The organism is Phenylobacterium sp. (assembly GCF_036821595.1).
GTDB lineage: Bacteria > Pseudomonadota > Alphaproteobacteria > Caulobacterales > Caulobacteraceae > Phenylobacterium.
Map to the genome: position 1 here is coordinate 1 of NZ_DAISJG010000113.1, position 5,163 is coordinate 5,163.

9 protein-coding genes are annotated in these 5,163 nt (G+C 69.2%); 7 read left to right on the plus strand and 2 right to left on the minus strand.

Annotated elements, in window-relative coordinates; all coding sequences use genetic code 11:
• The 3 genes from V7Z97_RS19095 to V7Z97_RS19105 form a co-directional block, all read left to right on the plus strand.
• On the plus strand, nt 1-719 hold a 719-nt coding region (locus V7Z97_RS19095), incomplete at its 5' end, for a hypothetical protein (RefSeq protein WP_334165040.1).
• 132 nt (nt 720-851) lie between these two features.
• Nucleotides 852-1,049: a hypothetical protein gene (locus V7Z97_RS19100; RefSeq protein WP_334165042.1), complete on the plus strand. Its 198-nt coding sequence runs from the start codon at nt 852-854 to the stop codon at nt 1,047-1,049.
• 23 nt (nt 1,050-1,072) lie between these two features.
• Nucleotides 1,073-1,561 carry a metallophosphoesterase family protein gene (locus tag V7Z97_RS19105; protein ID WP_334165043.1) on the plus strand — a complete coding sequence of 163 codons (489 nt, stop codon included), beginning with the start codon at nt 1,073-1,075 and terminating at the stop codon, nt 1,559-1,561.
• Here V7Z97_RS19105 and V7Z97_RS19110 read toward each other — a convergent pair.
• Nucleotides 1,558-2,946 carry a sensor histidine kinase gene (locus V7Z97_RS19110; RefSeq protein WP_334165044.1) on the minus strand — a complete coding sequence of 463 codons (1,389 nt, stop codon included), beginning with the start codon at nt 2,944-2,946 and terminating at the stop codon, nt 1,558-1,560. The two genes, V7Z97_RS19105 and V7Z97_RS19110, sit on opposite strands and share 4 nt — an antisense overlap.
• A 334-nt stretch (nt 2,947-3,280) precedes the next feature.
• Here V7Z97_RS19110 and V7Z97_RS19115 point away from each other — a divergent pair, with 334 nt between their 5' ends.
• The 4 genes from V7Z97_RS19115 (at nt 3,281) to V7Z97_RS19130 (ending at nt 4,553) form a co-directional block, all read left to right on the plus strand.
• Nucleotides 3,281-3,736: a PA2169 family four-helix-bundle protein gene (locus V7Z97_RS19115; RefSeq protein ID WP_334165047.1), complete on the plus strand. Its 456-nt coding sequence runs from the start codon at nt 3,281-3,283 to the stop codon at nt 3,734-3,736.
• A gap of 90 nt (nt 3,737-3,826) precedes the next feature.
• The gene (locus V7Z97_RS19120) at nt 3,827-4,090 is read left to right on the plus strand and encodes a hypothetical protein (protein ID WP_334165048.1); all 264 of its coding nucleotides are present in this window, start codon (nt 3,827-3,829) and stop codon (nt 4,088-4,090) included.
• A gap of 3 nt (nt 4,091-4,093) precedes the next feature.
• Nucleotides 4,094-4,237 carry a hypothetical protein gene (locus tag V7Z97_RS19125; RefSeq protein WP_334165049.1) on the plus strand — a complete coding sequence of 48 codons (144 nt, stop codon included), beginning with the start codon at nt 4,094-4,096 and terminating at the stop codon, nt 4,235-4,237.
• A gap of 79 nt (nt 4,238-4,316) precedes the next feature.
• A complete protein-coding gene (locus V7Z97_RS19130; protein WP_334165052.1) occupies nt 4,317-4,553 on the plus strand; it encodes a ComEA family DNA-binding protein in 237 nt (78 codons plus the stop codon).
• Between the two features lie 10 nt (nt 4,554-4,563).
• Here V7Z97_RS19130 and V7Z97_RS19135 read toward each other — a convergent pair whose 3' ends face one another.
• A complete protein-coding gene (locus V7Z97_RS19135) occupies nt 4,564-5,001 on the minus strand; it encodes a hypothetical protein (protein WP_334165054.1) in 438 nt (145 codons plus the stop codon).
• Between the last annotated feature and the right edge of the window lie 162 nt (nt 5,002-5,163).

Here is a 5,163-nt window from a genome sequence, read left to right on the forward strand (position 1 = left end):
GGATGATGATGAAGGTAGTGGATCAGGCGAAGGAAAACCCCGTCCCGGTGGCGCTGATCGGGCTGGGCCTGGCCTGGCTCATGGCGAGCCAGTCCAAGAAGTCCCATGGCTACGCCGGCGCCTACGGCGCGGGCTATGGCGTCGACTACTACGACGACGCCAGCCAAGGCGGGTCGGTGAAGGAGAAGGTGGCGGACAGGGCCCATGCGGTGGCCGACAAGGCGTCCGGCGTGGTGGCCTCGGCCAAGGAGCGCCTGAGCCACACGGCGGCCGGCGCGCGCGACCACACCCGCTCGGCGATGGACGGCGTCTCTTCCGCCGCCAGCCAGGTGCGGGACCGGGCCGGCCAGATGGGCCAGCGGGTGAAGCAGCAGGCCACCGACACCTTCGAGTCCGAGCCGCTGCTGCTCGGCGCGCTGGGGCTGGCGGTCGGCGTGGCGATCGGCGCGGCCCTGCCGGCCACGGCCGCAGAGAGCCGCTACATGGGCCCCACGCGGGACAAGCTGATGGGCAAGGGCAAGGATCTCGCCCGCGGCCAGATCGACACCGCCAAGGGTGTCGCCCAGGCCGCCTACGGCCGCGTGAAGGAGGAACTGCAGCGGCCGGAGTCCGAAGGCGACCTGCCGACCCGTGTGGGCGAGGCGGCGCGCGCCGGCGCGCAGGCGGTGCGCGAAGGCCTGCAGGACAGCGCGGCGAACGGCGCCGGTACGACCCACTAGGAACTGGCGGCGGCCGGAGCGCCGGTCGCCGCTACTCCCGGTCGGGATTCCAGGTAGTGATTCAACCTGCAATCGAGCGCCTGCAATCGCGAATGAGTTGCGAAACTTAGGGGGCAAAGTAAACATTCCGGGATGGACGCGCTGGAGCAGCACCTGTTCGCCCTGGAACTGATCGTCACCTCCCGGCTGGCGATGGATACTCCGGAGACGCGGCGGCAGCTGGCGTCGGCGATCGCCGACGCCCCGCCGGACTGCGGTCCGATCGAGGCGGCGATCCGCCGGCGGGCGCTCGCGATCGTGCGCGGAGCCGACGGTCCGGACCTCGTCTAGGAGGCCGCGCGCGGAGGGCCGCCTTGGCGACCTACTTCACCAGCGACACGCACTTCGGCGACCACCGGGTCCTCAACCTCTATCCCCGGCCGTTCTCGAGCGTGGCCGAAATGGATGCGGAGCTGATCCGGCGCTGGAACGCCGTGGTCGAAGCCGGCGACGACGTCTGGCACCTGGGCGACTTCGCGCGGACAGCCGGGCGCGCGGCGGAGGTGCTGGCCCAGCTGAACGGACGCAAGCACCTGATCCTCGGAAACAACGACCCGCCCGGGGCCGGCGACGGGTGGGAGAGCGTGGCGCCATATGCGGAGATCGAGCGGGAGGGCCGTTTCCTGGTCCTCTGCCACTACCCTTTCCGAAGCTGGAACCGGCAGCATAAGGGCGCGCTCAACCTGCACGGCCACAGCCACGGCCGCATGAAGGGGCTGGCGCGGCAGTTCGACGTCGGCGTGGACGTCTGGGACTACCGCCCGACAACGCTCCCCAGGCTCCTTGCGGGACGGCCAGCCTAGAGCAGCCGGCCCTGGCCGCCCGCCGCCGCGAGCGCGGGCGGCGCATCGGGCATTCGCACGTGAAATACCGCGCCTGAGGTACGCTCCACCTCCAGGGCGCCGCCGATCTGCTGGACGAGCGAGCGCACGAGTCGCATGCCGAGGCCCGGCCCCGAAAGGTCCTGCGGCAGGCCCTGGCCGGTGTCGCTGACCGAGAGCAGGAGGCTGGAGCCGGTGCGTTGCAGCCGCACGGCGATCGCCCCCGAGGCGGGTTCGGGATAGGCGTACTTGGCCGCATTGGTGACAAGCTCGTTGACCAAGACGCCGAGCGCGACCGCCCGGTCGAGCGGCATGACCACGGGCTCGGCCTCCACAGTGATCCGCACCCGGTCATCCTCAATGAGCGATGCCGACAGGCGGCGGCAGAGGTCGGTGAGGTAGGCGGCGAAGTCCACGTCGTCCTTGCGGCTCGAGCGGTAGAGGCGGGCGTGGACGTCGGCGATCGCCTGGATTCGGTCCATGGCCTTCTGCAGCTGGGCGCGGACGTCCGGGCTGCTGCTGCGGGCCTGCAGGCCGAGCATGGAGGAGATCAGGGCCAGGTTGTTCTTCACCCGATGGTTCAGCTCGTCGAACAGTTCCGAGTGACGCGCCTCGGCGGTCTTGCGGTCCGTGATCTCCATGACGAACTGGGCGAACTGCTCCGGCGCCACCCGGGCCAGGTGGATCTCAAACCAGCGGCGGCTTCCAGGGGCGTGGTATTCAAAGGTCAGAGGCTCGCCCGCCAGGGCCCGCTCGCAGGCTCCGAGCCACGCCGCCGGCGCGTTGCGCAGCACCTCGCCACCGCGGCGGCCGATCACCGAGGCATCGGTGTTGAGCATGCGCAGGATGGCCGGGTTCGCCTCCAGGATCACGTAGTCGACCAACCGGCCGTCTTGGTCGCGCACCGCCTGCACCAGGGCGAAGCCTTCGGAGATGGCGTCGAACAGGGTGCGGTAGCGGAGCTCGCGCTCGGCGAGCCGTTCGTGGCTGTCTCGCTGCCGATAGAGCAGGGCCTGGAGGTGCGCGCCGGCGAAGGCCATGAACGCCCCGGAGAAGGCGAAGAGCAGCAGGTTCACGACCTCGGTCGTGGAGAGCTGGCTGTCGGCCGCCCCGGGCAGGAAGAAGCGCCAGCCCACCAGGCCGCTGGCGACGAGGGCCGTGGTGGCCGCCGGCCAGCCGCCCGCCAGTCCGGCGGCAAGGATCACGGGGTAGTAGAGGCTGAACGGCAGGAGGTCTGGGAACCGGTGGCCCAGCCAGACGCGGCAGAGGGTGGCGGCGCCGACGAGACCCAGAGCATAGAGTTGCGCCAGTCCAGCCCGTACGAGCTGGGGACGCCCCTCGAACCGCGCTGATCTCGTGCTCTCCATCCGGCCCCACGCAATCCTCACCGTCGCGGAAAAGAGATGGCGCCGATTTCAGGGTTTGGCGACCCACGAAATCTGGAACGATCAGTTATCAAGCTAAGAAAATCATTGGGAAAGCTCGGATTTCCCCCCGCCTGTGCTCGCGAGTACGTGGCGAACCGGCGCGGAGCGGCCGGCTCTGCTGTCGTAGAGGCCGCGCCTTCCCACGGCTTTGCCTACCGTGAACTGGCGCACGGACGCTGCGGCCTGACGCGTGCACACTTTCGGATCGGCGGGGAACAGCGAGGGCTCGGGCGGGTTGTGCCGACGACACCCCCAACCCGAAAGGAGACCCGCGATGGACGCGACCCACGAACGCGCCGTGAAGGTGCTGAACAGCCTGATCGAGACGACGCTGGACAGCGCCAACGGCTATGAGGAGGCCGCCGAAAACATCCCCGACGGCCAGCTGAAGACCCTATTCGCGGAGCGCGCGCGCCGGCGCATGGACCTGTCGCGCCAGCTGCAGGAGGAGGTCCGCACCTTCGGCGGCACTCCCGAGCACGACCAATCGATGCTGGGCAAGGCGCACAACAAGTTCGTCGACCTCAAGAACGCCGTCATGGGCGGCGCCAGCGAAAAGGCCGTGATCGACGAGGTCGAGCGCGGCGAGGACGTCATCAAGGGCAAGTTCGAGCATGCGATGCGCGACGGCGAACTGCCGGCCAACGCGCGGGCGGTGGTGAGTCAGGCTTATGAAACGATCCGGGCCGACCACGACCAGATCAGCGCCCTGAAGCACTCCATGCACTAGCGGGCGCGGGGCGGCGGGACCGCTCGCCGCCCCTTGCGCCGTTCGCCAACCCCGGCCTTCTAGGCGTAACCATCGGTCGGAGGCGCGAGCATGGACGAAGCGGGACGAATTCTGGCGCTGGAGGCCCAGCTTGCGGACACCCAGCGCAGCCTGACGGCGCACGACTTCCTGCTGCGCGCCCTGCTCACCCAGATGGCGCTGTCCGACCCGGACGCCTTCCAAGGCCTGGTGGGCGGGTTCGCCCGCGCGGGTCTCTACGGCGACGGGACGGCGGGCGGGCTGACGCGGGAAGTCGGCCATGAGCTCACGGACATACTGGAAGAGGTGGCGGCGCGGGTGGCCGCCCGGAGGTAGCCGATGCGGCCGCTGACCCTGCTCATCATCACCCTGGCGGCGCTGACGCTGACGGGGCTGGCCTGGGTGGTGAGCGGCGGACGAGCGTTCGTGTTCATCCTTCCACTGGTCTTCGCCCTGCCGTTCGCGTGGCGGCGGCGCGGCTGATCAAATCTGACTGTTACGTAGAAAATGCAGGAACGGCGGCCGTCGCCTGGCGTTGGCGGAGAAAGGCAGGATTCCCCTCATGACCGACCTGAACATCGCGACCGCGGAAGAGCTCGCGACGTTGCCCGGCGTGGGCCTTTCGGCGGCCTACGACCTGATCCTTTTCCGGCCGTACCTGACGTGGGAGGAGGTGGAGTACGCCCCCGGCTTCAGCCCCGAACGCGTGGACGAGATCCGCGCGGCAGGGGCCACGCTGGGACCTCCGCCCGCCCGGCCCTGTCTCGTCGAGCGGGACCGTGACGATCTGCAGGCCTAAGAGGCCCGTCTCACCAGTTGCAGCGGTTGTCGATCCAGAGGGTCATGGAGCCCACGGCCTGGGCGGCGTCGTGCTGTGACATGCAGGCGGCGAAGGCGGTCTGAAAGCGAGAGAACCCCGGCGCGCCGCCGGTGAGCATCAGGCGCGTGGTGGCCGTCTCGCCGGCCACTGTGGCGCAGGCGCGCGCCGTCGTCACGATGGAGGCGGGCAGGGGAGTCGACGCGCGGAACTCGCCGATGAGTTCGCCGCGACTTTCGGCGAGCGCGTACCGCTGCCTGGGCTCGAAGAACGTAAGCAGGCGGCGACGACGCGGGGTCACGCACTGTTCGCTGGTCAGGCTGCCGGACCACAGGCTGCCGGCCGGCCCGGCGAACCCGACGCTGGTTTTCGATGCGGGCTGGTAGGGGGTGTCAGCGGCCTCCGCGGCGGTTGCGACTGCGATCGCCATGAGAGCTCCTGCGCCCAAGCCACAGAACCGCATCGGATTTTCCCCTTCCCTGCGCGGAAGGCGCCAGAGCTTGGCTGTAGAGTCAACGAATTCTTAAAGCCCTAAGGTTAACCGCCGCGCGCAATGTTCGTCTTTTGTTCTTGACATCCGCGCGCGTTTTTG